The following is a 25692-nucleotide window of genomic DNA, read 5'->3' as shown; positions in this document are numbered from 1 at the left end:
ATAGGACTATGTTGACTATTCTCAGTGGCTTAGGTATTGGCTTAGCCATGGGATTTGTGATGCAAAGGGGTAGATTTTGTATGGCGGGCGGGATCCGCGATACCTATCTGCAACGAGACTTTACCATGGTGATCGCTATTTTGATTGCCATCAGCATCCAAAGTCTAGGGCTGTTCCTGTTTTACGAATGGGGTTGGGTTAAATTGCCAGAAGGACATTTCCCTTGGTTGGCAACCTTAGTCGGTGGTGTATTGTTTGGTGTGGGTATGGCTGCAGCGGGAAGCTGCTCCACTGGTGCCTATTACCGCGCTGCCGAAGGGTTGGCTGCCAGTGTGATGGCCGTTCTCGGTTTTATTGCTGCCAGTAAATTAGTGCGCCTCGATGAGGTGAAAGGTCTACTTAAACCTTTTAAACAGCATCAACTTGAGGACCAAACGCTCTATCAAACTCTGGGCGTTTCCCCTTGGGTGATCGTGCTTGTCCTCGTATTACTCACATTGTGGTTGGCATTGGGTTATCTCAAACGCCGCAAACGTCCAGTTGCACTGATGGCACCCCGTAAAACGGGTTTAGCTCATTGGTTGTTTGAAGCGCGCTGGCATCCCTTTGTAAGTGCTTTGCTGATTGGTTTACTGGCGCTACTTGCATGGCCTGCAAGTCTTGAAAGTGGTCGTGTAGGCAGTGTTGGGATCAGTGGCCCGAGTGCGCAGTTATGGGATCTTGTCACCACAGGTAACACTAAGTTCTTTAGTTGGCCTGGATATTTTCTCTTGGGATTATTTGTAGGCGCCTTTATCGCTGCTCGGGGCAGTGCTGAGCAGCGCTGGCGCTACCCAGGTCATAAAGTGGTGTTATTTGGGTTTATTGGTGGCCTGTTGATGGGTGTGGGGAGCGGGCTTGCCGGAGGTTGCATGCTTGGTAATGCGCTCGTTGGCACGGCTTATTTGTCGTGGCAAGGCTGGCTATTTATCCCTGCTATTTTATTTGGCAGTTGGTGCTTTAACTATTTTGCGCTACTGAGGCCAATGCGTCTTGCGCAGATTTAACGTTTATAAAGGAGCTGTATATGGAACAGTATCTCGACACAACGGGTAAGCTATGCCCTTTTCCTTTAATTGAGTTACAACGCTTAATTGCGAGTCTTGAGACTGGCGATAAAGTGGTACTGGATTACGATTGTGGCCAAGCAACTGAGAATATTCCCCGCTGGGCGGCTGAAGCTGGGCATGAGGTGACCCACTTTGCCCAGAAGGGCGATGCTGCTTGGACTATGACGATTCAAAAAGGCTAACTCGTCCTCAACTAAAAAGCGCTGCATTTGCAGCGCTTTTTGATCTTAGCCTTGGCAATCTACTGGCAGATATTCATCCGGAATACCGTTGCTGCTGCAAACCCAAGTGATATTATTTTGCTCATCAACTTGAGGCGATAGATAGACTTCATAGCCTTGATAATCCCCGAGTGCTTCGCTTCCTATAAAACCGACTATGCCATCTGTGTACAGATTAAATGTCGCAATCTGCTCGTCCGTGAGTCCAAGCACATCCAATTCGGTTGGCCAAGCTTTGTTGGTTTGATAGTAACCGACTAAGATGTCAGTGATCGGTGCCAGTGCTTGATGTTGCTGGTCGATACTGGCAATGGCCAGTGCCGCATCGGGTACATTCAATGCTGCTGGTGTGGCTTCGGTCGTGGTTGGCGCCTCATAACTCGTGGCGGCACCCATCTTCTCTTGATAGTCCTTATACGCTGGCAACGCAACTGCTGCAGCAATACCAATAATCGCAGCGAAGATTATCAATCCACCGCCCGCTGTGCCTAAACGTGGCATAAAGAAGCTGAGTACATATGCCCATGCACTGCGTGATGGCGGTGCATATTCCACTCCTTGTGCTTTGGCTTGGACTCTCGCCATGCGCTTGGTCAACCAAGGATAGCTGCCATTAAGCTCGTGCAGCGACATCCAAAAACCACTCGACTCATTGGCTTGGCGGATATATTGATCCACATTCATACGTTTCCATTGCTCGACACCAGCGGCTAACACAGCAACGGCATTTGTGGCTGAACGTAAGCTGTTGCAGCAACGTAATCCGTGGAGATCGCAGGTATATTCACAGGCGCGAGAATAAGCCGCACCCACTAAAGGTAACCAAGTGGCGAAGACTAAGAAGGGCGCTTTACCTATATGATTGCGGCGAATATGGCCTAACTCGTGGCCGATATAGAAGTTGAGCGCATCTTTATCTGACTCAAGCGCATCCACAATCGATGAAAATAGCACTATATAGTTGCGACCGAGGAAGCGTGTCGCCAGTGCGTTTAACATGCCATCAGCGGCCAATAAGTAAGCGCGTGGTGGCTCGCGCATTTCTAAACGTTCGCAACACGCTAAATATTGTTTATGTAATTCAGGAAATTGCTCTGCATTGATTTCGACAGCCGTGCCTTTTAAGTAGCTGATAAAGGCGGAGTGGCTAAAGAGATAAATAATGAAAAACATCAACACATAGAGCAGCGCCATGCCAAAAGTGCCTATGATCAATGCCGCCCAGACGATCCCAGAAATAATAGCTAACAGAGTGAACAGCGATTTTTCCTTCGAATAGACAATATCTGTCATTTGAATGGGATTCTCGTTCCCTGCGGTAATAACTTGTTCCATGTTGATCCTTTTCCTTGTGAAGAGACAAACGGCGTGAAAGTAGTCAATTTTACTCGAAAATTCAACCACTATCGCGTGCAAAGCAAAAAATTAACCGTTTTGTCATTAGTTTCATCAGCTATGCGCAAATTGGAGTAGGTCTATTTCATCAGAACTTTGTGGTTTCTTAGCGCTAGAGAATCCGATTATGCAGGCGGACACAGATTGGTAAGTGGCTCTTAGTCTCTGGGCATTTTCCTCGCAGCGCACTAGAATTAGGTGTTTTCGCAGCATATCGGCTGAGGGTTAAGTCTTAAGTTAGAACCGAGATAAAAGTAAATCACATCACTATGAGTGCACTTTAAGGCATGGTTCTTCAAGGCAGAGTGCTTTGAGTCAGGCTCGGTTAAGCCTATATAGGGTTAGCTATGGCAAGCGTTGAAACAAACCACAGAAATACAAAGGAATTGAGATGGCTAAGTTAACAAATAAGATGATAAGTAATCGATTGGGTTTCAAATGGTACTGTGCCGCAGGCGTGATGGTTAGCGCGTTAAGTGCGGGAGTAATGGCGGCTAATGCACCTTCTTTTGACTGCACGAAAGTGAATGCTGGCAGTATTGAAGACATGGTCTGTAAGGATGCGGGGCTGAACCAACTTGATAATCAGTTAGCTAAGGTTTATAGCCAAGCGCTTGAAAAAGCGAAGAATGAACAACCTCCTACTTTAAAGGCGATGCAACGTGGTTGGGTGAAAGGCCGTAATGAATGCTGGAAGAGCGACGATAAGCACGCGTGTATTGAATCTAGCTATCAAACCCGCATTGCCGAACTGCAGGCACAATATCGTTTAGTCGAAATGACGGGGCCTGTGTTTTATGCCTGTGACGGCAATCCTGCTAACGAAGTAGTGGTGACTTATTTTAAAACCGAACCTGCCACCCTGATTGCTGAACATGGTGATAGTACTTCATTAATGTTTGTGCAACCCAGCGGCAGCGGCGCTAAGTATCAAGGCCGCAATGAAAGCCTATGGGAACATCAAGGCGAAGCTAAAGTGGTTTGGGGCTACGAAGCACCAGAAATGACCTGTAAACTGGTGACTAAATAGGATTGATTTAAGGTCGCCATGAAACAAGCTCTCGTGCATATCGCCTTAGTCGTAAGAGATTACGACGAGGCGATTGATTTTTATGTGAATAAATTAAAATTCGAATTAGTCGAAGACACTTATCAAGCTGAGCAAGATAAGCGCTGGGTCGTTGTTGCCCCACCGGGTTCTAAGGGCGCTTCTATCTTGTTAGCGCGTGCGTCTAAGCCTGAGCAGTTCGATTTTATCGGTAATCAGGCGGGTGGGCGGGTGTTTTTATTCTTGAATACCGATGACTTTTGGCGTGATTATCGCCGTATGGTCGCCGATGGCGTGGAGTTTGCGCGCGAGCCGCAAGAACAAGACTATGGCACAGTCGCTGTGTTTAAAGATCTCTACGGTAACTTATGGGATTTACTGCAATTGAACCCGAATCATGTCATGGCTAAGCGAATGAGTTAAGATTCAGTATTTCGTATGAATTACCGCGCAAGCTATTTAATGGGGTCAAACACTGGGAATACTCTTTGTGTTTGACCTCTGTTAAGTTCGTCGAAAATTCTCAGTTATTGATCATTTTTATTGGGCATTCACTGTAAATTTCAATCTATTCTTATGGAACGGATAGATTTTATAATGGATTGGTCAATGCCATTATGTTTTTATTCAAAATTAAATATCTATCGAATAAATTATTCTTTGGTTTTTATAATTAACTATTCACTTTTTTCGTACTTTAGTATTTAACTCACATTTAAATTAATGAGCGTCAGCTTTTGTTGACAGTTTTATTCGTCACTTATTTGCATAGGCGATTATTGTCACTTAGCTTCTTTAATGTTCTCTAGCTATAAAAATTTAGTCGTGAATATCATTACGTCTAAAGCAAGCTGGCGTTTAAAAATAATATTTAATCTGAGTAACTTACTAAAGGAATTTGATAAGTATGAATATTTTTAAAATACGTAGTGCGGCATTATGGATAGGCCGCGCGTTAAGTGTCTCTGCGATAATAGCGTTACCATCGATGGCATCTGACATGCCAAATAGTCAGTATCATATTGATTCAGATGAAATAAAAATGGTAGATATGCCTAGTGTGTTACTGCCATTTAATAATCTGATGTTTTTATATGGCGTAGATGCATCGCAGTTTGATTTAGCTGAATTTATTTACGTTAATGCCCCTGACTTAATTGATAAAGAAGAGGCGATTACGCATTGGGCTGGATATTATAGTATTAACCCCAAAGTCATACTGACTTTGATGGAAATGCAATCTCAGTTAATTTCGTCTCCGACAGAGGAAGCGCTTAACCGACCTTTGGGAGCCTTATCGGATAAGCAGGGCTTCGAGGAACAACTTCAAGATGTATTGGCTCAGCTATCACAACGTTTTTATGCCTATGAAGAGTCTCAATTAAAGGGCCTATACCCGCCAAGTACCGACGCAGTTAATGCATCGAGTTTCGCATTATTGGCTTTGTTAAACGGTCGTAGGATAGAGCAGCATGCCGTTATGTCGGGTGAGCACGCTTTGGGATTGGACCCATTTATTGAGCAGTTTAGATTATTATTTGGCAATACTGACCGTGAGTTGTTAATGAGTTCCGTTGCTCAAAATCCGCCAGTAGCTGATTCGACTCAGTCGATGCAACAAGTCGTCCCATTGGCGAATATCACCGCGAGCAGTCTGCCACCCAGTAACATGCTGCAAATGCCTTGGCGACAGGGCTATTCATGGCAATCCAATGGTGCCCATTCGCATACTGGGTCTGGCTATCCGCTATCATCAATCGATGTCTCCTACGATTGGCCGCAATGGGGCAGTCCGACGTATTCGGTTGCTTCCGCACATGGCGGGACTGTCAATGTGTTGTCTCGCTGCCAAGTACGGGTGACAAATGCTAACGGTTGGGCGACTAACTATTATCATATGGATCAAATTACAGTGCGTAATGGTCAATATGTAAACCAGAATACCGTGATGGGCATTTATGCAAATAATAAAAATGCAGCCTTGTGTGAAGGTGGGAGTTCAACTGGGCCACATTTGCATTTTTCTTTATTAAAGGATGGCCGCCATGTGTCGTTGCAAGATGTACATTTGGGACAATATAGAATCAACATTGGTAGTTATAACTATGACAATAACTGTAGTCGTTTCAATCTGTTTGATGTAAGTAACAATCGAACAATATGCGCTTGGGCGCCGCTGTATAATGCTGGAAGTCTCTAATCAATGATAGAAAGCCCCTCAATCGAGGGGCTGATATAATGCGAGGAAAACCGTTGCTCGCTAAGCTAGCTGAACCCTCAAATTGTTTGGATATCCCCCTGTTTAAATTCTTGAATACCGGTGGTTTTTGGCGGGATTGTCAACGTATGGTCGCCGATGGAGTGGAGTTTGCGCGCGAGCCGCAAGAACAAGACTATGGCATAGTCGCTGAGTTTAAAGATCTCTACGGTAACTTATGGGATTTACTGCAATTGAATGATGAACATCCTATGGCTCACAGGTTAGCGTATCGGGAGTGAGGATTAGAAGTTAACCCCTAATCCTAAGGTGTAGCTGGTATCTCTCGTATTGCCTATCACTGTTTTAGTGTCATTGAAGTCATATTTAAATGACAAATAAATCCGCTGAGTTAGCAGATATTTAAGTCCTACTGTCGAGTTTGAGATGTAATCAATCGAAGGCATATCTGGGAAGGCAATTTGCAGATCGGCATAGGACTCTAAAATGCCACCAAACCAATATTGTTTATAGTTAAGTGAGGCCGCCCAAGCATTTAGTTCTAGTTTAAAGGACTGTTGTTCAAGCCAAAAATGGTTGTAGGTTACGACGAAGTCTAATTTATCGCGCCCAGCACCCCAAAAGCGATAACCAGGACCTAGCCCCGCATAATAACTATGGCTATCGATGCCGAGTTTATCTTCTTCATAAAAATCTTCCTGACGTAACAGCCAATGCTCATTGAGCAGATAGTCTAATGAATAATGTCCTTCGAGGGTGTTGCGCTTAGTCACGTCATCTTCGGTTTCGTAGCGCACTTCGGTCTTGAGATTATGTCGCCATTGCAAGGTTTCCGCTGTGATATCGCCTTTGATATGTAGCTTCTGACTATTTTTCTTGTTTTTGGTGACATCGAGTGTGGTTTCTACACTACCGTTAAAATTCCAATCTGAGTTTGCATAGTGCTGCGAAAATCTCAACTCACTCACGGGAGTGTGTTGGTTATTAATTAATACCATGCCATGTTCATTAGAGGCTTGAATACTTATGTCCTGTATGGAACGACTGACACTCCAAGGTCTAGGATCTGTGACTTCGAGGCTGAGAATGGCACTGCGTTGAATGGTAATTTTAGGGGTATAACTGGTGTTGATGATGAGATTTTGATCGTTAAACTCTTTAATTTCACCGCTAATTTTATCGCCATTGAGCAAAAAAACTGTGTCGGCATAACACAAGGGGCTGACACTACAGAGCGTAGCAACAAGGTACAATGCTGGATTGGATATCAGATTATGCATCTTGCTCGTGGGCTCAAAATAAAGGGAGAGTAAGTGTTGTCATTCTACTCGAACACAGGCTCTACAAAGCAATAACATTTGATAAAAGTGTTGATAAGGGATTGAAAACGGGTTCGCAATCCCTTACTTCTTTGCCAGTTAGCGTGAGTTAATTTCGGTTATTTTGAGGTTAATGAGCTGCTTCTGCCATTGGGCTTTATCTATGCCTTCGACCCAAATGACGCTGCTTTTACGCTGTTCGCCTTTGCGTAGATAGGTCTCAGGCATGCGGAAAATGGCTTCCCACACTTCGAGTTTTTCGGTTTTGAGCAAAGTACCATTATCGGCGAAGAAGCTAGCTTCAACTTCAACTAAGGTAACGTGTTCATTGCTGGTGCTGGCGAGATCGAAGCTGAGTCCAAGTTTATCGCCTTTCCATTGACCTTCAGCAAAGCTGACTTTGATCCCATCTTTTGCCGTTGAGCCTAATAGCTCAGGTTGAGTAATCGCAGTGGCGGTCAATGTGGTGACTGGCGCAGCCACAGTTTGAGTGGTAACTGCGGCACTTGGGACACTGGCAACATTGCTCGATGCACTTGCTACGGCTGCAGCGGCTAGGGCATTGGGCGCGGCTTTGGTTTCAGTGATCACGTATTCCCAGGTAAAGTCGTCTTTGAGTCTGACTTGGGCGCCATTTTCTAGGGTGATATTGGCTACGTCGGCCGCCATAACCGATGATGTTAGCAATAACAATGAGCTAAGTGCGCTAAGGCGTAATGAAGTGTGCATTAATTTTCTGGCTCCGATATCCGTCTGAGTCAATATTCTGCCCTAACATAAACAATTTGCCGCATGTTAGTCACTGTCTAAGTCGTGTTTTGATGAATAAAGTGGATTAAAGGCGAGATTTTAACGCTAGTACAGATTGAGCTAGCTGACTGTGGCACTATTAGATAGGTGTACATGAGCGGTATGCTCAATGAATAAAGTAACAGGAGATTAAGATGCAGATGAAACATGGAATTTATGGCTTAGTGATTGGATTGGCATTTAGCACTGTCACTTTGGCTGCTGAAGCACCGAAAGTGGGTTGCGCGGCGAAATTAGATGCCATTAGTGCCGAACTTGCCCAAGCAAAAGCGGCAGGTAATAAGCATAAAGTCGCGGGACTTGAAAAGGCCTATGACGAAGTTTCAACCCATTGCGACGATGATAGCTTATACGCTGAGCGAGTCGCTAAAGTTGAGGCCTTAGAGGAAAAACTCACTGAGCGCCAAAACGAATTGGCCAAAGCCATAGAAGAAGGTCGTTCTATGGATAAAATCAACAAGAAACGCAATAAAGTCGCCGAAGTCGAGGCTGATCTTGCTAAGGCGCGAGCCGAGCTAACGCAATAAATAGCTCAAGCCCAATCGCTAGGAGCTTAGCCCGCGTAACCTATGCTTAAAATAGTGGATTCTGTGCTGGAGTTATAACCGGCACTCAGTATGAAGTGCTCAGTGATTCGATATCTTAGCCCAGCTTCTGCGCCCCAACGGGTTGTTTTATCTTCTTCCCATGTGGGTTTGCCATCGACAATTTTGGGTGAAATGTTATTCGTGTAAGACACAGTGCTGATATAGCCACTGCCGCCGGCATAAAAGCTTAAATCTGCCGTTAAGCTGTAGCTTAAGCCTAAGCGGAAGAGGCTTTCTTGGCGATAGGATTCCGCGGGTTCTGGCACGATAATATCGGTTTCACGACTGCGGGCATAGCCTAGGTAATAACCCCATTGTTGGTAATTATTATCGAAATGATAGGGGGCGATTGTAATGCCATAGAGATTATCTGTGGCGGGAATATAATCGAGCATGAGAGCGATATAAGGTGCATTGGCAGTTTCGTCTGATTTATCTGGCCTAACTAATTGCTTAGAAGTGCTATATTCGGCCGCTTGAAGCGGTTGGCATAGGCTCAGGAGTCCAATGCTAAGACAGGCTAGCGTATATGAATGACGACACATGGGATGGTTTCCTTAGGGATAGGGGAAATATTGTTCATTTTCCTGTGTGCTGGGTCAATTCAAAATGCTAAAATCTCTTTTAAAATAAGTGTTTGTAAATATTTTGTGTTTTGATTTGAGTGTTTTCTAGGGTGACATTTAACCGAGGTCAACTCGGCAGTTACCTTTGTATGGGTTTGTTGCGCTAGCGCCTACGTTGGAGTGAAATTGTGGATCAGGAAATAAGGCTCGAAATTTCGGCATGGTTAGCGGGCTTTGGGATTGATAGCCAACCCTCTGATGGAATATCGACCACAGTTATGGTCATTGCTTGCTTACTTTTAGCGAGCATCGCTTATTTTATTGTCCGACGTGTGGTGATTCGTGCGGTGAATATGGTGATCCTGCGCTCTAAGGCGACGTGGGACGATGTATTCATGCGTTATAAGGTGCTTGAAAAGCTGGCCATGCTTGTGCCCGCTATCGTACTTAATCTATTGGTGCCAATCGCGCTGACTGAGCATCCACTGCTAAGCGGGCTAGTCGACCGATTACTGAGTATTTGGTTAGTGGTGCTGATTATCCGCGCTATGTATGCAGGTATGGATGCGGTTGATGAAATTTCAGATGTGAATCTGGTGAGTCGGCGCTTGCCTGTTAAGAGTTTCGTACAGTTAACTAAGCTATTTTTATTCTTTGTTGGGATTATCGTTTCTATCTCAATCTTGGCCGATCAATCACCTGTGTACTTCCTCAGCGGCTTAGGTGTGGCAACGGGTTTTGTGATGTTAGTGTTCCGCGACACTATCTTAGGTTTTGTGGCGGGCATTCAGTTAGCGGCTAACCGTATGGTGAGTAAAGGCGACTGGATCCAGATGGACAAATACGGCGCTGACGGTGCGGTAGAAGAAGTCTCGCTGACCACAGTGAAAGTGCGTAACTGGGACAAAACCATCACTATGATCCCTGCTTATGCCTTAGTGTCGGATGCGTTTCGCAACTGGCGGGGTATGTCTGAGTCGGGTGGTCGCAGGATCAAACGCGCGATCAATATCGATATCAACAGCATAAAGTTTTTGACCGAGGAAGAGCGCGAACGTCTCAGTAAGATCAATTGCTTAAAGGAATATTTCCCCGCAAAAATAAATGAAATTCGTGAGGCGAATGCCAGAGTCTCTGACCTTGATATGAAAGTGAATGGTCGCCATTTGACTAACGTTGGCACCTTCCGCGCTTACCTGCAGGAATACCTACAGCGTCACGATAAGGTGCACAAGGACATGACCCTAATGGTGCGGCAGCTCGCGCCAACCACAGAGGGTCTACCGATCGAGATTTATATCTTCACTAACGACACTCGCTGGGCATTTTATGAAGCGATACAAGCGGATATCTTCGACCATGTTTTTGCAATATTGCCTGAGTTTGGTCTGCAGGCGTTCCAAGCGCCCACCGGCAATGATATTCGCAGTTTAAAGTCGGTTAAGGTCGACTAGTTTGATGACTGTCGATGATTATCGATTTAGTTTCGAGAGACAAGAATCGCGGCTAAGGTGATAAATACACCGCCGCTGGTTCTGTCAAACCAATGCAGCTTGTTGCTCGCCTTTAGGCTGGGTGCAAGTACATTGGCCATGCAGGCATAAATCATCACAAAGCTAAAATCCACCACGGCCCAAGTGACGGCAAGAATGGCCAGTTGCGGTAATTGCGGTGCGGCAAGATTGATAAATTGCGGAAACAACGCGGCAAAAAACAGTAAATCCTTCGGATTACTGATCCCCACTAGAAACGCCTGTTTATAAAGCTGCCAAGGCGTACCTTTGCCCTCTGACGGGCTAACTTCAAGGGTTTGAGCTTGGTTTTTCGTCAATAACAGCTTAATACCTAAAAATACTAAATAGGCTGCGCCGCACCATTTGAGCAGGGTAAAACCGTATTCTGAGGCGCTAATAATCGCCCCCAATCCTGCCGCTGACGCCATCATTAAGATTAAAGCGGCGCTAACACTGCCAAGACCAGTCGCTATGCTGCGCATCTTGCCGAAGTGGATCCCATGGGACATAGACAACATAGCGATAGGGCCGGGTGAAATCCCAATCAATACAATGGCAAATAAATAGAGTAACCAAGTTTCGGGTTGCATGTTTGCTGCTCTAAATGGAATAAATGTTAATGTTTAGCACTCGCTATAAAATCAGGGATCACCTTGGGATGACGGCCTTTAATGGTGCGATAGAAGCTCAAAATCTCTTGCATGTCGGTCACGATATCGTCACTGGGTTGCAGTGGTGTGCGGATAACGACAGTGCGGCGGCTAAAGTCTAAGCCAACGGGAGTGATGGGTACTTGGGCCTTGCTGGCGATATGATAAAAGCCGCACTTCCAACGCGTCACTGGGCCGCGGGTGCCTTCTGGCGCTAGCGCTAACTTGTAATCGGATTTTGACTCAAACAGCTGCACGGCGGCATCGACTAAGTTGTTGTTCTTGCGCCGATCCACCGGACTGCCGCCAATGGCGCGGAAAAACCAGCCCCAAGGCGGGATAAAGAGTTGGTGTTTGCCGAGAAAGTGAATGCGGATACCTAGGGCGCCACGGGCTAAAATGCCGACAATGAAATCCCAGTTACTAGTGTGCGGCGCAACTATGATGATGTATTTAGCACAGTCGGGCAGTTGGCCTTCTATCTGCCAGCCTGAAGTTTTAAGTAGCCAACGGCAAAGTGGTGTAAACATAGTTCGGTGCCCAGAGTCGAAAAATTAATAATATCATCAGCTTTTTTAGATTTTAAACTGGCTTAAACAAGATAGTCTGTACTGAATTCGGTATAGTACAGTTTAACCTGATTGATTGTGGGGGAACGATACTATGTTGAAAAATGGACTATTAAACAAGGTTATCTGGCAGCGTGTTTTTGCGGCACTGTTACTCTTGCTGACTTGTCATGTTAATGCGGTGCCGACGGATGAAATTACGCAGATGCTCAAAGGCCAAGAAGACGCCTGGAATCGCGGTGATCTCGATGCTTATATGCAAGGCTATTGGAAGAGTGATCAACTGCGTTTTGTCTCTAATGGTAAGTTTCGTTTTGGCTGGGAAGAAACTCTCGCTGCCTATAAGAAAAATTATCCAAATAAAGAAGCGCTTGGTGAACTGAAGTTCACTATCAAAGAAATAAAAATGCTCAGTAATTACGCCGCTATGGTTGTTGGGCGCTGGGATTTACGGCGGATAAAAGATGCCCCAACGGGCGCGTTTACTCTGTTGATTGAAAAAATCGACGATCGTTGGGTGATCACTATGGACCACAGTTCAGACTAAACCGTGTCCTTTACACTCAGTGCTACACTGCAGTTCAAATTATATTTGCGATAATAAACAGTCTGGTTTGGCTGGCGGCTCGGCGGGCAGGGTTAAATGGAAATCCTGCTGTCCAAGCTGTCTACCTTTGCCATCGTATCTCACTTCGGTGAAATGCATACCGCCCTCAGCATCTTCAAGCAGAATGCTGGTGGAGCGGGTGCCATAGTCGGGGTGACGAATATAAATCGCAGCTAAACGCCGTTCCCACTCGATCCCTACTCCCGTATTAGGCAGCTCATTATCTTGCGGCTGGGAATCGTCTTTCATTAGTTGTAACAGTACTTGCACTTCTATACTGCTGGACTGGCTGATTGCCGCTTCTAACGCCTGCTGTCCCTTCGCCATTTTCGGCCAAATATCATCGAGTGCACCATTGCTAATGGCATGAAATCCATCGGCAAGTTTTACTGTGTCTTTATTGATACTGTTAAAACAATATAAGTCAGTACCTTGGCCGAAGATGAGATTGAACGGCTGATAATTGTCGCTATGTTCAACAAGCCAATTAGGGCACACGAGCGACCCTGAGTTGAGCGTCATAGTAATTAGCTCGCCACGACTACGCATGGCTTCAGGGTTCTTTTGCGGAACGCGCAGATTGGTTACGCCAGCGATTTGTCCTTGTTTATTGATGCCAAACCAAGTGCCACCGGCCTGCAGATCTTTACCCGCGAGTATGTTTTCTTCCGGCGGCCAAAAATGCGCTGGCGCAGTTGGTCTATGATGAAACTCATCGCGGTTGGCACAGATGATTAAGGGATACTTAGGATGGGCATTAATGGCGACAAAGAGTATGCACATAGCAGGCTAAATTAATCCAAAGGTAGATTAACTTAGCCTGTCTGCTCACAAATGAACAGCGTTAGTGGTGCGAGTGCTTATCTGTTTTTGCGTGTTCATGTGCATGTTTATCGGCACTAGGTGTCACAACAGGTTTCTGCTCGTCTGTGTGCGAAGCGCTAGATTCGTGAGTATGTGTATTCTCGTGGGAATGGCTATGGGCGTGACTATGCGCATGTGCTACCGGTTTGCTAAGCATTAAGCGGCGTAAAAATTTACGTGGACCTAAGCGCAGTAAGCTGGCTGCAAACAACGCTGAGAGGATCAGTAGAGCAATTAAGTTCACGACTTCAGGCAAGGTAAATAAGGAAAACCATAGTGGCAAGCGTAAGGCTGCGGCTAAACTCAGCGCAATAATACTCAGTAATATCGCCCTTTGCGTCCATGTCATTAACTTAAGCTGAGCTATGTTGAGCACAGGTGCTGCAATCAGCGGCATCATAATCGCAATAGGACTCCAGCCACTATAAGCCAGTGCAAGAGCGAGTACGGCAGCGCCTAAGTTGCAGAAACGCATAGGTAAAAATACAAGCAATAGCACAACAACCTGTAGCAATGGATTGCTTAAGGGCATTGAAGGGTGGCCAATTAAATTCACTAATACTAGGCTGAGTAAAATCCAAGGTGCGCTGCGATCGACTAAATGAGCAAAGCCGAAACGCAGTGAATTGCTGGGTAATTTAGTGTGTGGATCGGTAATGGTGACGTTAGCATGGCTTAAATATGCACTCAGAATAAACACTACAAGCAATTGGAATAACGCTAACCAAGGACCAAGAAGTAGAGCTGTGATCACTAAGGCTTCAGGCCCTGCTAAGCGTTGGAACCAGCGACGGGCTAAACTGCCATCCTGCGGCGTCAAACCTAATTTAAAGCGCAGCGCAGCCGCACCATAGCTTAGCAGCAACACAGGTGCGAGCTTTAATAGCCAAGTCATTAATTGCTCTGTGCTGTGATCATGGTGGGCATGTTCGTGGCCGCCTGAATCCATTAATAGCAATATCACGAGTAAACCGATGCCGAGCAAACTACCTATACCAGCTTGGTATTCATATTTGCCTTGCGTATCACTTTCATGCTGACCATGGGGTTGATGTAGTACCACATGCAGAATTGTGCCAGTAATAAAGGCTTGTAAGTAGACAGTGTCATCGATATTTAAATAAGGAAGTAGTTGCTCACCGGCGAAATAGCCTATGCCTGTAAATAGCATCTGGGCTGCAAAGATCATGAGTGTCCAACGTGTTCCGAGATGGGGTTTTAGTATCCACCATACTGCAAAACCGACGGGTAATTGGTGGAGTATGACACCAAGAGCTAGCAGAATGGAGTTATCGTCTTGCTGCGCCAAAACCATAGCGGTGCCATCGGTGATGGTATGCAGTAATAAGCCACCAATACCCAAGAAAAGCGTAAAATTATGGGTGACTTCTGAATAACGGTGAAATAGGCGTTCGCTGGCGGTAGGCCCCCAGATGCCGAGGAGTACAAAGACGATCGCAAGCATGCCACCATGCTCGAGTAATTCTGGCAAGATGTGGATCAGCACTAATCCGCCTAATGAGACGAATATAAAACCATCGAGCCCCTTTTGTAAGCCACTACTCGATGAGAAGTAGCGATAAAACAGAGGGCCAATTAAGAGTGCGATACAGCTAGCAAGAAGATAGAGCATGGATTCCACGGAAAATTTGCTGAAAAAACGCCATAGTATACCAGCTGTAAAGCAAAGTGAGCAGTGACTTGCAGGCAATTTACTCAACTGACATTTTATACTGTGTTTTGAAGGGGAGAATTTTATTCACTTTGGCCATTCTGCGGAGAAATTTTCGGATCTAACTCGAGAAAAGGTATATACCCAAGCTACCTGAAGATACGAGTTTCAGAGCGCCTAGGGTGCTTCAATTCAAGGCGCATCAATGACAGAATGTCGGCCACCTTTTGAATTGTTGCAACACGGAAGTGGAGCTCCCTCGGCGCTCCGTTCCGGCGGGTTGTAACGTACTTTATGCCGTGTTGGTTATTTTTAACTTAGCCCACTAGGTCCGCAAATAACCGCAATCGCCATGGATGGCGTGAATGCCATTTATGCAGGAGCAATAAAGGGCCTTGCCTAAAGTGCGTTACATTCCCGCTGAATCCTGCATCTTCAGGTTGTTTGGGTATATAATATGGGCTTATTTGGCTTGGGTGTTGATACGTTAAATGGATATATTTTCTGCTGCGGTAATGTTGTTTCTGATCATGGACCCTTTGGGTAATTTGCCGATTTTCGCATCGATTCTGCGACATATCGATCCCAAGAAACGTCGTAAGGTACTGATCCGAGAGTTACTTTTCGCCTTAGTGATCATGCTGTCTTTTCTTTATGCGGGTGAAGCCATTTTAAGTTTCTTAAATCTTCGTTCCGAATCTGTGAGTATTGCAGGCGGTATTATTCTGTTTTTGATCGCGATTAAGATGATCTTCCCCCAACCCGGTGGTGTCGTTGGATTAGCCGCGGGAGAAGAGCCTTTTATCGTGCCTATGGCTATTCCCTTGATGGCTGGCCCATCGATTCTTGCAGCCTTGATTTTACTGGCGCATACCGATAGCTCACGTATGGGCGATTGGACCATAGCGTTAGTGTCAGCTTGGGGGGCGAGTGCGGTGATCTTAATGTTTTATAAACTTTTCACCCGTGTGCTGGGGGAAAAGGGGCTCACAGCAGTCGAGCGTTTGATGGGTATGGTGCTGGTCATGATCTCAGTGCAAATGTTCCTCGACGGCATTTCAAACTATCTGAAAACCGCTGGCTAACTTTATCTAGTTTGATCAAAACGAAACCGTATTAACGTTGTTAATGCGGTTTTTTTATGGCTGAGATTTGGCTTGGAATTGAGTCAGCACAGAGGTTTGCTGAATATTTGCTGACAAAAGTGCAAATCTTACCTGCGAACAGGTGTATCAAGTTGTTACTGAGGTGCAGTGCTGCTAATGTCGAAAAATCTGTCTCTATCACTTGAAGACGGATAAACCCTGAGTAGGTTACTAATTAAAGGTAATTTGTCTTAATGCAAAGAGACACTAGTCTTAATAAATAGAATGGCGTTGGCTGTTACAGAAGGATGTTAAAAATGCGAAGTACAAAAGGCGTGACAGCGTTTGGACTGATGTTGGCATTGATTAGCGGCGCGAGTATTGCAGCTCCGAATCATACGCCTGCAGATGCGGGTGTGATTAATAAAGATCGAATTTTATATTGGTTGATTAAGCGTGGCGAAGTGGCCGCCGATGCCAGTGATAGCGTAAAGCAGGAGGCGATAGAAGCTTATATTCATCGCGCCACTTTGGCACAACCTAAAGCGCCGCGCATCGAAGTTGAAGCTGAACATGCGCGTCTACAAAGAGCTAAATCATCGCAAATGATGCGCTCATCCGCACAGCGTTTACAGGTCGATGCGGATGTAAAGAAAACCGTAAAAGTGCTCACAGTATTAGTGGATTTTGCTGATCTAAAACATGATAACAATGGCTTAAAAGCGGGGGATACAGACATGTATTACCCGAGTTATCCTGCGTCCCACTACAAGGAATTACTCTTTTCGCCTACGGGCTTCAAAGGTCCACAGGGGCAGACGTTAGATTCGGGGTATCAATATTATCAAGCGGTTTCTGGGCAAACCTTCTCCTTTACTGGGGATGTGAAGGGCTGGTATACCGCCTCGCAAAATGCCGAATACTATGGTGTTAATGATCCAGATACCCGTAGTGATTCACAGGTCGAACAATTGGTAAAAGAAGCCGTATCGCAAGCGGTTGCAAATATGTCTGAAGCTGAGTTGGCGAGTTATGATGTTGAAGACCAAAATGATTTGAACAATAACGGTAATTATGATGAGCCCGATGGCATTATTGACCATGTGATGATTTTCCACTCTAGCGTAGGCGAAGAGGTCGGCGGCGGAAAACTAGGATCGAGTGCGATATGGTCGCATCGATATTATGTCGACCAAGCAACCAATGGTTATGCGCTTCCTGGTACGAACAAAAAAGTATTCGGTTATACAATCCAGCCTATCGATGCGGCAACGGGCGTGTGTACCCACGAGTTTGGCCATGATCTAGGTCTGCCTGATGAGTACGATACCTCTAAAAATGATAAGAAAGACGGCTCGCCTGTGGGGCTATGGTCTTTAATGTCTGGTGGTAGTTGGGCTGGTGCTATTCCTGGTGCTCAGCCGAGTGGTTTTAGTCCTTATGCTCGATCTTATCTACAGAAAAGATACAAAGGTAAGTGGTTAAATGAACGTGAAATTTCCTTAGATAGCATTCCCAAATCAGGCATGGAAGTGACGTTGAATGAGGCGGTTAATCATCAGGCGGTTAATCAGATCTCTATTCCGCTCCCTCTTGTGTTAATTCCTTTTAAAACACCTTATCAGGGTAGTTATCAGTACTATTCTGGCCAAGGAAATATGCTGAATAACAGCATGAATTTTAATGTTAATTTATCTGCCGTAACCACAGATAAACTGATTCTGAGTATGAAGGCCAGTTGGAGTATTGAGCCTGACTTTGATTACATGCAGGTGAAAGTGGATGGCGTGGCCATTGCGGGTAATTACACTAAGTCGAACAATGCAATGAATAGTGCTCGTCATATCATTACTGGTGAATCGTCTGCGCTTGCTCAGGCGGAAGGTCGCGATGCTTGGGTAACATTAGAGTATGATTTATCAGCATATTCTGGAAAATCTGTTGCTGTCGAAATCAACTATGTCACCGATGATTTAACCTCTAAGTCAGGGATCACTATCGATAACATCAGCGTTAAACAAAATACCACTGAGTTATATAGTGATAACGCTGAAGTTGCAGATAAAATGACGTTTTACGGCTATAGCCGGATTAAGGATTCTCGTCCGGATCCCAAATCTCAGTCTCGTTATATTATCCAGCTGCGTAGCCATAATGGTGTCGATGCGGGTTTGAAAGCAAAAAGCTTTGATCCCGGAGTTTTACTCTGGTTAGAAAATTTTAGCTACAGTGACAATAACGTTTCAGACCACGCTGGCCATGGCTTGATTGGCGTGATTGATGCTGACCAGAATATGATTGGCACTCGCTCTACCGACGTACAAATTCGTGATGCGGCCTTTAGTACAGTAAATCAAACTTTCTATTTGGAGGACAATCATCGCGATGCTGTCAGTCTGTTCGATGACAGCTTAGATTACAGCGCGCCACTACAGCCACAGTCAGGTATGGTGTTGCAGCAGCTAGGGTTGACAATGCAGGTACTATCTCAAGCCAGCAATAATGGTACTGCGGTTATTCGTCTTGCGAATGCGAACTCTGATGCTATAGCGCCGTTAACTGTCAGTTTTACTAATACTGTCAACCAATTAGCAGTAAACTTCACCAGTAATATTGATGGCGGTATGGGAGTATTAACCTACGCTTGGGATTTTGGTGATGGCACGACAAGCACTGTCACGGCGCCAACCCATACCTATGCGAAGGCGGGCACTTATACTGTGAAGCTTACAGTGACAGATGCGCAAAATACTAAGGCGATTAGCAGTTCGACGGTAACGGTTGTTGCACCTGTTACGCCTCCAGTAACTCCGCCGGCCAGTGAGAGTTCAGGTGGCAGCTTAGGTTGGTTAAGCCTTGCCTTCCTTAGCTTATTGACTTGGCGCCGCCAGTTAAATGTGCACTAAGTTAAATGTCCACTAAGTTGATTGTTTGAAACCCGAACAAAAATGCCTCTGTTCTAGAGGCATTTTTTATCTGTCTTGAGGCTAAATTCTGACTAAGCTTTGGATGAAGTCTAAAGTTTACAACTGACGGATAGCTTGCTCGGCCGCTGGCAGAAAGATTTCGCTGACGATCATTTCATGCTCACCGTGATGGAAATAGCGGCGGCGTCCCCAGAGTGCATGTTCGACACTTTGATCTAAACTTTCAGCTAAGTGGGCAAGGCGACTACAGGTTTCGAAACTGGCAACTTCGATTCTACCGGGGATGAAGTTATCTTGGCTAAACAGTAATTCACCTAAGGGGCGAGTACCCAAACTAAGGAAATCCATTTTGCGCTCGGCCATTAATTTTTCAGGGATCAAGGTTCTGGCAAATACCCAAGGTATCGAGTCGAGGCAAAGCAAGACTTCACGGATCCATACAGCACCTTGCTGGGGATATTCGCCCTCTAAGGGAGCATGCAGTCCTTCGCCTAGTATCTTTACTTCAAATTGAGCACAGCAAGTTTTGAGTTTTTGCGTTAGGCTGCCAGTGGCAAGTAACCATTCTTTCAAGGGCGATTTGGGGAGTTTGTCGGCTAGATCGGCTGAAAACCACTGAATAGATTCACCATAGGGAAAGCTTAAGCTAGTCACATTCATTAAATACTCGTTACAATATAAACAAACGTCGGCAGTCTAGCATGTCGCGACGCGAGCATATATACCCAAGCTACTTCCAGATACGGATACTGCATCTTCAGGTTGTTTGGCTATATAGATTGGGAAGTTTCTTCCATTACCATTATTGTTTTAGGGAGCCGTAAGTCGCTATGAAAAAATTACTCTCAGTCTGTCTTATCCTGTTTACAAGTGTTTTCAGTGTTTTCAGTGTTTATGCGGCCGATGAAAAAGAAGCTGCACCTGCAGCAGCAACCCCACCTACGGGTGAGTATGCCTACTATGGTTTCGAACCCGAAATTGTCACTAACTACATTTCTAATCGCAAGAAATTGGGTTTTGTGAAGATTAGCGTTGAGTTAATGGTAAAGAGTCCAGATGATCTAGTGACAATTGAGCTCCATAATCCATTATTACGAGCCGCAATTGTTGAAGTGTTAGGCAATCAATCGGAAGAGAAGATTAAGTCACTCACGGGTCGTGAAGAGATTCGTCGTGAGTGCTTTGAAATGGTTAACAATTTGATCACCAAAGAAGCTGGTAAACCCTTGATCGTAAACTTATTGTTTACCTCTTATCTGTACGATTAATTTACTGCCTCACTCTATGGGCTGACTTAGGTCGGCCCACTGCGTTACAAGAGCTATTATGTCAAAACCTGCCGTGAAACCCGTCCAATTAGTGACTGCGAAACGCCTAACGAGTACAGCCAGCATTGGTCATGCAAAAACTAAAGCACCAAAGCAGGCTAGAACTGAGGTGAAAGGCAAAGTGAAGTCGGTCAAAAACAGGCCCAGTGCTGAGATTAAAAAAGCTTTGCATCCTCGAAATGTACACTTGAACGGCTATGATTTTCCGGCGCTGATGAGTTCATTCCCTAAGCTAAAAGCCTTTGTTCGACCCACGCCTTATGGGGCTTTATCGGTCGATTTTGCCGATCCGTTAGCAGTTAAAATCCTTAATGCGGCGCTACTGAAACACCATTATGGGATTGAATCTTGGAATATTCCTGATGGAGCGTTATGTCCTCCTATTCCCGGTCGAGTCGATTATTTGCATTATTTAGCAGACCTTCTAGCCGAAGGCGATGATGTATTTGCCTTGGATAAGGCTAGGATATTAGATATCGGTACTGGCGCGAACGGTATTTATCCCATATTGGGTTGCCAAGTATACGGTTGGCAATTTGTCGCCTCGGATATTAATGCCGGTTCACTCAGTAATGTGCAGAGTATTATTGAGCAAAACCCAGTGCTGCAAGGGCAGATAAGTTTACGATTCCAGCCAAATGATAAGGCGGTCTTCAAGGGAATCATTCAAGCCGGAGAACGTTTTGCGTTAACCCTGTGCAATCCGCCATTTCATGCCTCTATGGCTGAGGCGAGCGAAGGTACAAAGCGTAAGGTGAATAATCTGCAGCTCAATCGAGGTGGCTTGGTCAAGTCTTCCCCTAAGCTGAATTTCGGCGGTCAAGCGGCTGAACTTTGGTGCCAAGGTGGTGAACGACAGTTTTTAGCGACTATGATCCGTGAGAGCCAAATGTTTGCAGATCAATGCTTATGGTTTACCAGTCTAGTGTCGAAGAAGGAAAACCTGAAACCTTGTTATCAAGCCTTAGCGCAGTTGAAAGTCGATACTGTGAAAACGATTGAGATGCAGCAGGGTAATAAAATTACGCGGGTTTTAGCGTGGAGCTTCCAGTCAGCAGCTAAGCGCAAAATCTGGCGCGGTGAACACTTAGCCCGTTAAGGCTTTTTGGGTATGACCCAATTAAGTACTATTAACAAAACAGGCGCTAATGGCGCCTGTTTTTATTAAAGGTAAAAATAGCCACTGTTACTGCGGCTTTTCTTCCTTATGATCGCGACGGAATAACGCCCACTCTTCAATGGCTTCACCGCTGGGTAAGGTGCAGATCCCATGTTCACCTTCGGCTGTTTTCTCAATTGTTAATTTGCCACCAATGGAGACACAATACTCAGAGGCGGGATTGGCTATTTTTGCTTGTTCAGTATCACTGCATCCGACTAATACCACACTCGCCAGAAGTGGAGCAGTAACAAGTAGGAATTTGATTTTCATAGACACTCCTTGGTGAGTTATTTTCGCCCTAAAATCCGCAGGATCCGTAGGAACAAGTTGATGATATCCATATACAAAGCGGCGGCGCTATCGATGGCATTATCTATGGTTTTAGGAATTTGATTCGCCCGTCCCCAGTCATAACCAATATAACCGCAGAAAATCAGCACGACTATCCAATCTAAAATGCCGTGGTGAGTATTAAAGATAAACACTTCAATCAGTTCGACGACGATAACGAGCAATAAAGCAATCGTGAGTGCACCGGAAATTTTTTGGAAAAAGGCGGGGAAGAGTGTGCCTAAACACATCATAGCTATGGTCACTAGCCCTGTGATACGAATGGCCTCAGTCACCAATTCGGGATCGTATTGACTGACCACCATATTGATTATTAAGCCGAAGGGCACGACCACAAAGTTGTAGCCAATAAAACTGACAACGGGATTAGTCGATTTTTGGAATAGATAAATCCCAAAGAAACAGGAGGCGAAATAGCCGATAAAGAAAATCCAAGGATTAACACTGGCAATAGCCTCTGGGTCGATATTGGTGACCATCCAATAGTTAACTGCAAAACCCCAAATCAGCGTGAGGCCGATAACGAGGTTGTAAATACCTGCGCCAACTATGGGGTCGTCTGTGGTCATGCGGTCAAATACACTGTTTTCCGAATCCATATGTTTTCCTTGTGATTTCCTTATTTTAACGGGCCATTAAGCGTCATCAGTGTTGAGCTATATGACGGCAAATTAAGCGGTGGCAATTAAGCTAGTGTAAATAAAGCTGTTTTTCAAGCGAGAACAACCTAAGCCTCTTCAGTGCCACAAACACTGCAGTGGGCTTGTTTCGGTAACTTCATCTCGCGAAACTCCATCGTCATCGCATCTATCATCAAAATGCGTCCTGCTAAGGTTTTACCCATGCCAGTAATCACTTTGATGGCTTCAACCGCCTGCAAACAACCTATCATGCCGACGACAGGGGCTAGGATACCCGATTCAACGCAGCTCAGTTGTTGCTCGCCAAATAGGGCGCTAAAGCAATGATAACAAGGCGTTTCGCTGTGATAATCGAACACAGTGACCATGCCTTCCATCCGAATTGCCGCGGCAGATACTAAGGGCACTTTATGCTTAAAACAGCTGAGATTAAGTTGCTCGCGCACACTGACATTATCGGTGCAGTCGAGCACTAGATTGTGATCGGCGACAAGGGCGTCAATCTCATGATCATCTAATACAGCATTGATAATATTGATCTTAATAAAGGGATTGAGCTGGCTGAGGCTCTGTTTAGCCGATTCGACTTTAGGCTGGCCGACATTGGCATCTTGATGCAGCACTTGGCGCTGCAAGTTGGATAATTCAACTGTATCAAAATCGACCAGTGTCAGTTCACCAATACCCGCAACCGTGAGGTACTGGCTGGCGGCACAGCCCAAACCGCCAGCGCCTATCATGAGCACTTTGGCTTGTTTTAAGCGTTCTTGACCGTCGATATCCATAGCCTTGATGGATATTTGGCGGCTGTATCTTAAGAGTTCGCTGTCGCTGAGAATATCTTTTGGCACATTCATTGGGATTTTCCTAGCAAAGCACGCTGTTAAATGGCTCGACAGTCACTTGGGTGCCAGCGGGAGTATCACCTTGGAATTGCTCCAATAAAACGAAACAGTTTGCTAAGCTCATCGAAGTCAACATGCCAGAACCTTGGCTACCAGTAATGGCAACTTCAAGTTTACCTTGTGCATTACGGCTTAAAACGCCCCGTTGATATTCGACGCGGCCCGGTTGTTTACGTACAGGCGTGGTGAGCGTAGCGTCTAACATCAAAGGTGCAACTGGGGTTAAGCCCTGCATCTTGTTCAGTATTGGCCAAACGAGTTTGTAAAACGTCACCATAGAAGACACGGGATTCCCCGGTAAACCACAGAATATCGCTTTGCCGATACGGCCCATGGCGAAGGGCTTACCTGGTTTGATAGCGAGTTTCCAGAAGGTAATTTTGCCTTCCTCATCAAGAATTTGTTTAGTGAAATCCGCTTCACCGACCGACACGCCACCCGAGGTTAATACCATGTCGGCTTGGTTGGCCGCATGGCGAAATGCCTGACGTATGGCTTCAGGATCATCGGCTATTACGCCTAAATCGAGCCATTCCACATTAGCGCGGCTGAGTAAGCCTTGGATCGAGTAACGGTTTGAATCGTAAATTTGTCCTAGGGCTAATTCGCTGCCAACGGGACGCAGTTCATCGCCAGTGGAGAAAAAGGCCACTTTAAGCTGACGATAAACTCGCACTTGGCTAACGCCAATCGTGGCCAACACCCCGAGTTCGGCGGCACCAATTTGAATGCCAGCACTGAGCACTTTAGTGCCTTGGGTGAGTTCTTCACCGCGGCAACGCACATTGGCGCCTTGCGCCCTAGGGTGGCGGATATGAATAATCTCACCTTCAACCTCGGCTTCTTCCTGCATTTGCACTGTGTCATAACCTGTAGGCACAGGCGCGCCCGTCATGATCCGCACGCAGGTATTAGGTTTGGCTTCACCTTTAAAACCATGGCCAGCGAAGGAACTGCCAATAAGGCGCAATGCGGTCTGATTGGTTTGCGTATTTAAGTCGACAAAACGGAAGGCGTAGCCGTCCATAGAGGAGTTGTTAAAGGGCGGCAGGTCGATGCAGGAAGCTAAATCTTCTGCTAGGACGCGGCCAAGGGCATGGGGAAGCAATACGACTTCGGTGTCTGACACTGGGCTAACTTGCTCGAGCAAAAGGGGAATAGCTTGATCTGGATGCATTAAGCTAGGTTGCGAACAAGGATCGGCTGTTACGGACATTAGGGTCTGCCTTATATGCAATGGGTCGTAATGACGCTGAATGAATTTCCACCTGATTATGACTGGCTATTATGCCACGGTGATCTGGGATGGCTATGATTTGCATGTGAGTTTCTGTGATAGGCCAGTCAGTTTTTTCTGCCACTTTGGGCGATAACCTCGCTAGACGTCACACAATTTACTGCGCTAATTCGAGGGTTGAACGCGAGTCGATGAACAAATGAAAATCATTTTTATCAATGAATCATTAACTTAGCAAGAAATCCAAAGGTAAATTTTGTTGCTTTTGTCGACCCCCTTGATGACAATGTCCCCCATGATTCAGTTCGAATGCAAAAGAGGATTTACTATGCTGTCTGCAACTATGATCGAAAAGTTGAATGAACAAATTAATATGGAGTTCTTCTCCTCAAATTTATACCTGCAAATGAGTGCGTGGTGTGAAGATCAGGGATTTGAAGGCGCAGCTAAGTTTATGCGTGAGCACGCGGATGAAGAAATGGGCCATATGCGCCGTCTGTTCACGTATGTGAGTGAAACCGGTGGCTTACCTTTGTTAGGTGCGATTGCGGCGCCGCAGTCACAGTTTGATTCTTTACTGACATTGTTTGAATTAACCTATGAGCATGAGCAACTGATTACCCGTCAGATCAATGCCTTGGCCCATGCCGCATTTTCGAATCAAGATTACTCAACCTTTAACTTCTTACAATGGTATGTCGCTGAGCAGCACGAAGAAGAAAAGCTGTTTAAGTCGATTGTCGATAAGATACGTTTAGTGGGCGAAGATGGTAAGGCTCTGTTCTTTATAGATAAAGATTTAGCTAAGCTAGCCTCTAAGGGTGGCGAAAGCATAATGAACGGTCAAGGCCAACCACAGGCTTAAACCCGTTTTATTTGCCACAAAAAAGCAGCCTAGGCTGCTTTT

Annotated in this window: 26 protein-coding genes and 1 pseudogene; 14 read left to right on the top strand and 13 right to left on the bottom strand. The window is 45.5% G+C overall.

All coding sequences use genetic code 11. The features are described from left to right. The first annotated feature begins 8 nt into the window (after positions 1 to 8). Positions 9 to 1046: a YeeE/YedE family protein gene (locus ACHA99_RS12690; protein ID WP_107946197.1), complete on the top strand. Its 1038-nt coding sequence runs from the start codon at positions 9 to 11 to the stop codon at positions 1044 to 1046. Positions 1047 to 1066: 20 nt separating this feature from the next. Next, positions 1067 to 1291, top strand: a complete 225-nt coding sequence (locus tag ACHA99_RS12685; RefSeq protein WP_107946198.1) for a sulfurtransferase TusA family protein — start codon at positions 1067 to 1069, stop codon at positions 1289 to 1291. A gap of 45 nt (positions 1292 to 1336) precedes the next feature. Here ACHA99_RS12685 and ACHA99_RS12680 read toward each other — a convergent pair whose 3' ends face one another. Beyond that, positions 1337 to 2665 carry a M48 family metallopeptidase gene (locus tag ACHA99_RS12680; RefSeq protein ID WP_393943095.1) on the bottom strand — a complete coding sequence of 443 codons (1329 nt, stop codon included), beginning with the start codon at positions 2663 to 2665 and terminating at the stop codon, positions 1337 to 1339. A 451-nt stretch (positions 2666 to 3116) separates the two neighbouring features. Between ACHA99_RS12680 and ACHA99_RS12675 the strand changes: the two genes are divergently transcribed. The 4 genes and pseudogenes from ACHA99_RS12675 to ACHA99_RS12660 form a co-directional block, all read left to right on the top strand. After that, positions 3117 to 3755, top strand: coding sequence for an MliC family protein (locus ACHA99_RS12675; RefSeq protein WP_263164089.1), 639 nt, complete (start codon positions 3117 to 3119; stop codon positions 3753 to 3755). An 18-nt stretch (positions 3756 to 3773) separates the two neighbouring features. Next, positions 3774 to 4196 (top strand): VOC family protein, encoded by a 423-nt coding sequence (locus tag ACHA99_RS12670; RefSeq protein WP_006083714.1) that lies wholly within the window; start codon positions 3774 to 3776, stop codon positions 4194 to 4196. Between the two features lie 484 nt (positions 4197 to 4680). Beyond that, positions 4681 to 5973, top strand: coding sequence for a M23 family metallopeptidase (locus ACHA99_RS12665; RefSeq protein WP_393943092.1), 1293 nt, complete (start codon positions 4681 to 4683; stop codon positions 5971 to 5973). A 98-nt stretch (positions 5974 to 6071) separates the two neighbouring features. Then, positions 6072 to 6272, top strand: a pseudogene (locus ACHA99_RS12660) (VOC family protein); the annotation flags it as partial. A 3-nt stretch (positions 6273 to 6275) separates the two neighbouring features. Here ACHA99_RS12660 and ACHA99_RS12655 read toward each other — a convergent pair. After that, a complete protein-coding gene (locus ACHA99_RS12655; protein WP_393943090.1) occupies positions 6276 to 7271 on the bottom strand; it encodes a DUF481 domain-containing protein in 996 nt (331 codons plus the stop codon). Positions 7272 to 7409: 138 nt separating this feature from the next. Next, a complete protein-coding gene (locus ACHA99_RS12650; RefSeq protein WP_263266561.1) occupies positions 7410 to 8039 on the bottom strand; it encodes a DUF3157 family protein in 630 nt (209 codons plus the stop codon). A gap of 215 nt (positions 8040 to 8254) precedes the next feature. Here ACHA99_RS12650 and ACHA99_RS12645 point away from each other — a divergent pair, with 215 nt between their 5' ends. Further along, positions 8255 to 8647, top strand: coding sequence for a DUF1090 domain-containing protein (locus ACHA99_RS12645; RefSeq protein ID WP_105250960.1), 393 nt, complete (start codon positions 8255 to 8257; stop codon positions 8645 to 8647). A 26-nt stretch (positions 8648 to 8673) separates the two neighbouring features. Here ACHA99_RS12645 and ACHA99_RS12640 read toward each other — a convergent pair whose 3' ends face one another. Further along, complete coding sequence (locus ACHA99_RS12640) at positions 8674 to 9252, bottom strand: hypothetical protein (protein WP_105250961.1); 579 nt, start codon at positions 9250 to 9252, stop codon at positions 8674 to 8676. A 209-nt stretch (positions 9253 to 9461) separates the two neighbouring features. On the opposite strand from ACHA99_RS12640, the gene ACHA99_RS12635 reads away from it, so the two are divergent. Continuing rightward, positions 9462 to 10727, top strand: a complete 1266-nt coding sequence (locus ACHA99_RS12635) for a mechanosensitive ion channel family protein (protein ID WP_113941257.1) — start codon at positions 9462 to 9464, stop codon at positions 10725 to 10727. Between the two features lie 26 nt (positions 10728 to 10753). On the opposite strand, the gene ACHA99_RS12630 is transcribed toward ACHA99_RS12635, so the two are convergent. Further along, positions 10754 to 11377 (bottom strand): LysE family translocator, encoded by a 624-nt coding sequence (locus ACHA99_RS12630; protein WP_393943086.1) that lies wholly within the window; start codon positions 11375 to 11377, stop codon positions 10754 to 10756. 26 nt (positions 11378 to 11403) lie between these two features. After that, complete coding sequence (locus tag ACHA99_RS12625) at positions 11404 to 11967, bottom strand: lysophospholipid acyltransferase family protein (protein WP_113941259.1); 564 nt, start codon at positions 11965 to 11967, stop codon at positions 11404 to 11406. Between the two features lie 133 nt (positions 11968 to 12100). On the opposite strand from ACHA99_RS12625, the gene ACHA99_RS12620 reads away from it, so the two are divergent. After that, the gene (locus ACHA99_RS12620; RefSeq protein ID WP_168826916.1) at positions 12101 to 12553 is read left to right on the top strand and encodes a DUF4440 domain-containing protein; all 453 of its coding nucleotides are present in this window, start codon (positions 12101 to 12103) and stop codon (positions 12551 to 12553) included. 39 nt (positions 12554 to 12592) lie between these two features. Here the strand turns inward: ACHA99_RS12620 and ACHA99_RS12615 are convergent, their stop codons facing one another. Together ACHA99_RS12615 and ACHA99_RS12610 are read right to left on the bottom strand one after the other, a co-directional pair. Then, complete coding sequence (locus ACHA99_RS12615) at positions 12593 to 13396, bottom strand: NRDE family protein (RefSeq protein WP_113941261.1); 804 nt, start codon at positions 13394 to 13396, stop codon at positions 12593 to 12595. Positions 13397 to 13457: 61 nt separating this feature from the next. Continuing rightward, positions 13458 to 15110, bottom strand: a complete 1653-nt coding sequence (locus ACHA99_RS12610; protein ID WP_393943118.1) for a metal transporter — start codon at positions 15108 to 15110, stop codon at positions 13458 to 13460. Positions 15111 to 15640: 530 nt separating this feature from the next. Here ACHA99_RS12610 and ACHA99_RS12605 point away from each other — a divergent pair. Both ACHA99_RS12605 and ACHA99_RS12600 read left to right on the top strand, forming a co-directional pair. After that, positions 15641 to 16234 carry a YhgN family NAAT transporter gene (locus tag ACHA99_RS12605; protein WP_011848195.1) on the top strand — a complete coding sequence of 198 codons (594 nt, stop codon included), beginning with the start codon at positions 15641 to 15643 and terminating at the stop codon, positions 16232 to 16234. Positions 16235 to 16551: 317 nt separating this feature from the next. Continuing rightward, positions 16552 to 19140 carry an immune inhibitor A domain-containing protein gene (locus ACHA99_RS12600; protein ID WP_393943083.1) on the top strand — a complete coding sequence of 863 codons (2589 nt, stop codon included), beginning with the start codon at positions 16552 to 16554 and terminating at the stop codon, positions 19138 to 19140. A gap of 117 nt (positions 19141 to 19257) precedes the next feature. Here ACHA99_RS12600 and ACHA99_RS12595 read toward each other — a convergent pair whose 3' ends face one another. Next, on the bottom strand, positions 19258 to 19821 hold the full coding sequence (locus tag ACHA99_RS12595; protein WP_131525672.1) for a chorismate lyase: 564 nt from the start codon (positions 19819 to 19821) through the stop codon (positions 19258 to 19260). Positions 19822 to 19991: 170 nt separating this feature from the next. Between ACHA99_RS12595 and ACHA99_RS12590 the strand changes: the two genes are divergently transcribed. Both ACHA99_RS12590 and rlmF read left to right on the top strand, forming a co-directional pair. Continuing rightward, positions 19992 to 20429, top strand: a complete 438-nt coding sequence (locus tag ACHA99_RS12590; protein ID WP_393943080.1) for a flagellar basal body-associated protein FliL — start codon at positions 19992 to 19994, stop codon at positions 20427 to 20429. Positions 20430 to 20487: 58 nt separating this feature from the next. Continuing rightward, on the top strand, positions 20488 to 21588 hold the full coding sequence (rlmF, locus tag ACHA99_RS12585) for a 23S rRNA (adenine(1618)-N(6))-methyltransferase RlmF (protein WP_263175881.1): 1101 nt from the start codon (positions 20488 to 20490) through the stop codon (positions 21586 to 21588). 87 nt (positions 21589 to 21675) lie between these two features. Here the strand turns inward: rlmF and ACHA99_RS12580 are convergent, their stop codons facing one another. The 4 genes from ACHA99_RS12580 to glp form a co-directional block, all read right to left on the bottom strand. Next, the gene (locus ACHA99_RS12580) at positions 21676 to 21921 is read right to left on the bottom strand and encodes a DUF333 domain-containing protein (protein ID WP_263175880.1); all 246 of its coding nucleotides are present in this window, start codon (positions 21919 to 21921) and stop codon (positions 21676 to 21678) included. A 17-nt stretch (positions 21922 to 21938) separates the two neighbouring features. Further along, positions 21939 to 22601, bottom strand: a complete 663-nt coding sequence (locus tag ACHA99_RS12575; RefSeq protein ID WP_168826929.1) for a Bax inhibitor-1 family protein — start codon at positions 22599 to 22601, stop codon at positions 21939 to 21941. A gap of 128 nt (positions 22602 to 22729) precedes the next feature. After that, positions 22730 to 23500, bottom strand: coding sequence for a molybdopterin-synthase adenylyltransferase MoeB (moeB, locus tag ACHA99_RS12570; RefSeq protein ID WP_393943077.1), 771 nt, complete (start codon positions 23498 to 23500; stop codon positions 22730 to 22732). A 10-nt stretch (positions 23501 to 23510) separates the two neighbouring features. Then, positions 23511 to 24764, bottom strand: coding sequence for a gephyrin-like molybdotransferase Glp (glp, locus tag ACHA99_RS12565; protein ID WP_393943075.1), 1254 nt, complete (start codon positions 24762 to 24764; stop codon positions 23511 to 23513). Between the two features lie 349 nt (positions 24765 to 25113). Between glp and ftnA the strand changes: the two genes are divergently transcribed. Next, complete coding sequence (gene ftnA, locus ACHA99_RS12560) at positions 25114 to 25650, top strand: non-heme ferritin (protein WP_113941270.1); 537 nt, start codon at positions 25114 to 25116, stop codon at positions 25648 to 25650. Positions 25651 to 25692: the final 42 nt, after the last annotated feature.

The organism is Shewanella sp. S23-S33, assembly GCF_043359565.1.
Lineage (GTDB): Bacteria > Pseudomonadota > Gammaproteobacteria > Enterobacterales > Shewanellaceae > Shewanella > Shewanella oncorhynchi.
This window is presented reverse-complemented; position numbering and strand designations above follow the sequence as displayed.

Excerpts from the sequence above, each read along its gene's own strand:
- ACHA99_RS12690 (WP_107946197.1), top strand. The coding sequence starts at position 9 with ATGTTGACTATTCTCAGTGGCTTAGGTATTGGCTTAGCCATGGGATTT.
- ACHA99_RS12685 (WP_107946198.1), top strand. The coding sequence starts at position 1,067 with ATGGAACAGTATCTCGACACAACGGGTAAGCTATGCCCTTTTCCTTTA.
- ACHA99_RS12680 (WP_393943095.1), bottom strand. The coding sequence starts at position 2,665 with ATGGAACAAGTTATTACCGCAGGGAACGAGAATCCCATTCAAATGACA.
- ACHA99_RS12675 (WP_263164089.1), top strand. The coding sequence starts at position 3,117 with ATGGCTAAGTTAACAAATAAGATGATAAGTAATCGATTGGGTTTCAAA.
- ACHA99_RS12670 (WP_006083714.1), top strand. The coding sequence starts at position 3,774 with ATGAAACAAGCTCTCGTGCATATCGCCTTAGTCGTAAGAGATTACGAC.
- ACHA99_RS12665 (WP_393943092.1), top strand. The coding sequence starts at position 4,681 with ATGAATATTTTTAAAATACGTAGTGCGGCATTATGGATAGGCCGCGCG.
- ACHA99_RS12655 (WP_393943090.1), bottom strand. The coding sequence starts at position 7,271 with ATGCATAATCTGATATCCAATCCAGCATTGTACCTTGTTGCTACGCTC.
- ACHA99_RS12650 (WP_263266561.1), bottom strand. The coding sequence starts at position 8,039 with ATGCACACTTCATTACGCCTTAGCGCACTTAGCTCATTGTTATTGCTA.
- ACHA99_RS12645 (WP_105250960.1), top strand. The coding sequence starts at position 8,255 with ATGCAGATGAAACATGGAATTTATGGCTTAGTGATTGGATTGGCATTT.
- ACHA99_RS12640 (WP_105250961.1), bottom strand. The coding sequence starts at position 9,252 with ATGTGTCGTCATTCATATACGCTAGCCTGTCTTAGCATTGGACTCCTG.
- ACHA99_RS12630 (WP_393943086.1), bottom strand. The coding sequence starts at position 11,377 with ATGCAACCCGAAACTTGGTTACTCTATTTATTTGCCATTGTATTGATT.
- ACHA99_RS12625 (WP_113941259.1), bottom strand. The coding sequence starts at position 11,967 with ATGTTTACACCACTTTGCCGTTGGCTACTTAAAACTTCAGGCTGGCAG.
- ACHA99_RS12620 (WP_168826916.1), top strand. The coding sequence starts at position 12,101 with ATGTTGAAAAATGGACTATTAAACAAGGTTATCTGGCAGCGTGTTTTT.
- ACHA99_RS12615 (WP_113941261.1), bottom strand. The coding sequence starts at position 13,396 with ATGTGCATACTCTTTGTCGCCATTAATGCCCATCCTAAGTATCCCTTA.
- ACHA99_RS12610 (WP_393943118.1), bottom strand. The coding sequence starts at position 15,110 with ATGCTCTATCTTCTTGCTAGCTGTATCGCACTCTTAATTGGCCCTCTG.
- ACHA99_RS12605 (WP_011848195.1), top strand. The coding sequence starts at position 15,641 with ATGGATATATTTTCTGCTGCGGTAATGTTGTTTCTGATCATGGACCCT.
- ACHA99_RS12600 (WP_393943083.1), top strand. The coding sequence starts at position 16,552 with ATGCGAAGTACAAAAGGCGTGACAGCGTTTGGACTGATGTTGGCATTG.
- ACHA99_RS12595 (WP_131525672.1), bottom strand. The coding sequence starts at position 19,821 with ATGAATGTGACTAGCTTAAGCTTTCCCTATGGTGAATCTATTCAGTGG.
- ACHA99_RS12590 (WP_393943080.1), top strand. The coding sequence starts at position 19,992 with ATGAAAAAATTACTCTCAGTCTGTCTTATCCTGTTTACAAGTGTTTTC.
- rlmF (WP_263175881.1), top strand. The coding sequence starts at position 20,488 with ATGTCAAAACCTGCCGTGAAACCCGTCCAATTAGTGACTGCGAAACGC.
- ACHA99_RS12580 (WP_263175880.1), bottom strand. The coding sequence starts at position 21,921 with ATGAAAATCAAATTCCTACTTGTTACTGCTCCACTTCTGGCGAGTGTG.
- ACHA99_RS12575 (WP_168826929.1), bottom strand. The coding sequence starts at position 22,601 with ATGGATTCGGAAAACAGTGTATTTGACCGCATGACCACAGACGACCCC.
- moeB (WP_393943077.1), bottom strand. The coding sequence starts at position 23,500 with ATGAATGTGCCAAAAGATATTCTCAGCGACAGCGAACTCTTAAGATAC.
- glp (WP_393943075.1), bottom strand. The coding sequence starts at position 24,764 with ATGTCCGTAACAGCCGATCCTTGTTCGCAACCTAGCTTAATGCATCCA.
- ftnA (WP_113941270.1), top strand. The coding sequence starts at position 25,114 with ATGCTGTCTGCAACTATGATCGAAAAGTTGAATGAACAAATTAATATG.